Source organism: Pseudomonas sp. 18.1.10 (assembly GCF_024655625.1).
In the GTDB taxonomy this organism is placed as follows: domain Bacteria; phylum Pseudomonadota; class Gammaproteobacteria; order Pseudomonadales; family Pseudomonadaceae; genus Aquipseudomonas.
In genome coordinates this window covers 1-2,248 of sequence record NZ_JANLGL010000419.1, presented here as the reverse complement: position 1 = coordinate 2,248, position 2,248 = coordinate 1, and the positions used below count along the sequence as shown (strand labels likewise).

The following is a 2,248-nucleotide window of genomic DNA, read 5'->3' as shown; positions in this document are numbered from 1 at the left end:
GTTGCATCAGATACACATGTATCAACTGATCCACCGCTTTCGCGAGCAAGCCCGCTCCCACAGTTTAATCTGCGTTTAACTCGGTAATTGCGTGCACCAGAGCAGCGATATCCGCAGCCGCCGTGACCAACCCCGGCGTCACCCTTATGCAAGTGCCAAACGCCGCACCCACCCGGGTGGTGGTGAACAGGTCGTAGTCCTTGAGCAAACGATCTGCCATCACCTGCTGATCCCGCCCTACAAACTTGAACGCCGTGATCCCGCAATACAACCGGGGATCATCCGACGTCAGCACCTCGATGCCCGCCAATGGCCGCACCTGGCTCACCCACAGGTCCCGCAGGTAATTGACCCGCGCACCCTTGGCCGCCGAGCCACCCAAGGCTCGATGCTCCTCAAACACCAGCGGCAAGGTCATCAGCGCCGGAAAGTTCGGCGTGCTGTAGGACGTGCGTGCGCGCACGTCGTTGAGCGGGTAGTGAAACTCGCCCATGTCCGGGTCGATATCGGCCAGGCGCTCGGGGGCGATGTACAGAAAGCCCAGGGTCAGCGGCGCGCCGATCCATTTGTGCAGGTTGAAGCCGGCGAATTGAATGCCCAGCTCGGCGAGGTTGAAGTCGATCTGACCCAGGGCATGGGCGCCATCGAGGATCACGTCCACCCCATGCTCGCGGGCGGCCTTGGCAATCGCTGCAACGGGCATCACCAGGCCGGTGCGATGGGTGACGTGGGTCAGCGCCATCAGCTTTAAACGCGGGTACTGGGCGAACGCATCGCGATAAGTCTGCACCAGGCTGTCGAAACTGGCCGGGTGTGCGTGGGACAGTTCGATCACCTCCACACCGCGAACCCCCGCCAACCAGCGCATGGCGCCTTTGACCGTGTCGTACTCCAGGTCACTTATCAACACCTGATCGCCCGGTTGCAGGCGGTTGTAGTTGCGGATCAGCGACTGCAAGGCTTCGGTGGCGTTGCGGGTGAAGGCCACCGACTCTGGGTCGACATTGATCTGCTCGGCCAATTGGCGACGGATCTCGACGTTTTCACCCTGCTCGAAGCGCTGGCGTACATGCAACGAGTTGCTGCGGTTGATAAACGCCACATGCTCCAGGTACTGCGCGCGCACGACGCGGCTCATGCGCCCGAAGTAGCCGTTTTCCAGGTTGATCGGCCCGGGCTCCAGCTCGTAGCGCTGGGCGATGGTGTGCCAGTGGTGTTCGTTATCGGCATTCCTTGGCATGGCAGGGCTCTTAGTGGCGAGGGGCGGGTTTGCCGTGTTTGGCGCGCAGCGGTTCGAGCAGTTCGGAGAGGCCGTTGCTGTCGATTTCCTGCATCAGGGCGAGCAGCCCGCCCAGTTCGCCGTGGGGGAAACCTTCGCGGGCAAACCAGTTCAAGTAGGGGCCGGGCAGGTCGGCAATGATCCGACCCTTGTACTTGCCGAAGGGCATTTGGCGGGTAATCAGCAGTTCGAGTTTTTCGGGGTTCATGGGGCTTCAGACGTTTGAGTCGAGACCTTGGAAAATACAGGCATTCTGCATGAAGGCCAATTGACAGATCATGCAAATAACGCACATACAGATGGTTCAATTTATCGTAACTAATTGAAAATAAAGACTAATTTGTTTTCTGAAAACCTGGCACGGGCGCTGCAACCATTAAGACAACCTTCTAACCCGTACAAGGAATTGAAAAATGACTGACATCAATAAAGAATCGATCTCCGTACTGAACGACCTGATCGAGACCAGCATCGACGGCCAAAAGGGTTTCAAGGAGTGCGCTGAAGACATCAAGCACCCAGAACTCAAAGCCCTGTTTGCCAAGCGTTCCGCCGATTGCGCCACTGCCGCCGCCGAGCTGAAAACCGCGGTGCGTGCATTGGGTGGTGATCCGGAAGATTCCGGCAGCGTTGCCGGCGCATTGCACCGTGGCTGGGTCGACGTGAAGTCGATGCTCACCGGTAAGGACGAAGAGGCTGTGCTGAACGAAGCCGAGCGCGGTGAAGACCACGCGTTGAAGGCTTACAAGGAAGCGATCGAGAAGATCAACAAGCACAACCTGCTGGGCATTCGTGACCTGGTTGAGCGCCAGTACCACGGCGTACAACGCAACCACGACCAGGTGAAGGCACTGCGTAACCAGGCTCGCGCGCAGTCGTAAGCCTTACCCTGTAACAACTGTGGGAGTGGTCTTTGTGGGAGCGGGCTTGCTCGCGAATGCGGTCTTTCAGTTAATCAATCAGTGACTG

At 58.5% G+C, this 2,248-nt stretch carries 3 protein-coding genes; 1 reads left to right on the top strand and 2 read right to left on the bottom strand.

All coding sequences use genetic code 11. The features are described from left to right. Window positions 1–64: 64 nt before the first annotated feature. Window positions 65–1,240, bottom strand: a complete 1,176-nt coding sequence (locus NUV89_RS29320; protein WP_257784062.1) for an aminotransferase class V-fold PLP-dependent enzyme — start codon at window positions 1,238–1,240, stop codon at window positions 65–67. Window positions 1,241–1,250: 10 nt separating this feature from the next. After that, window positions 1,251–1,487, bottom strand: a complete 237-nt coding sequence (locus tag NUV89_RS29315; RefSeq protein ID WP_076949988.1) for a DUF3820 family protein — start codon at window positions 1,485–1,487, stop codon at window positions 1,251–1,253. A 205-nt stretch (window positions 1,488–1,692) separates the two neighbouring features. Here NUV89_RS29315 and NUV89_RS29310 point away from each other — a divergent pair, with 205 nt between their 5' ends. After that, window positions 1,693–2,160, top strand: a complete 468-nt coding sequence (locus NUV89_RS29310; protein WP_010208206.1) for a PA2169 family four-helix-bundle protein — start codon at window positions 1,693–1,695, stop codon at window positions 2,158–2,160. Window positions 2,161–2,248: the final 88 nt, after the last annotated feature.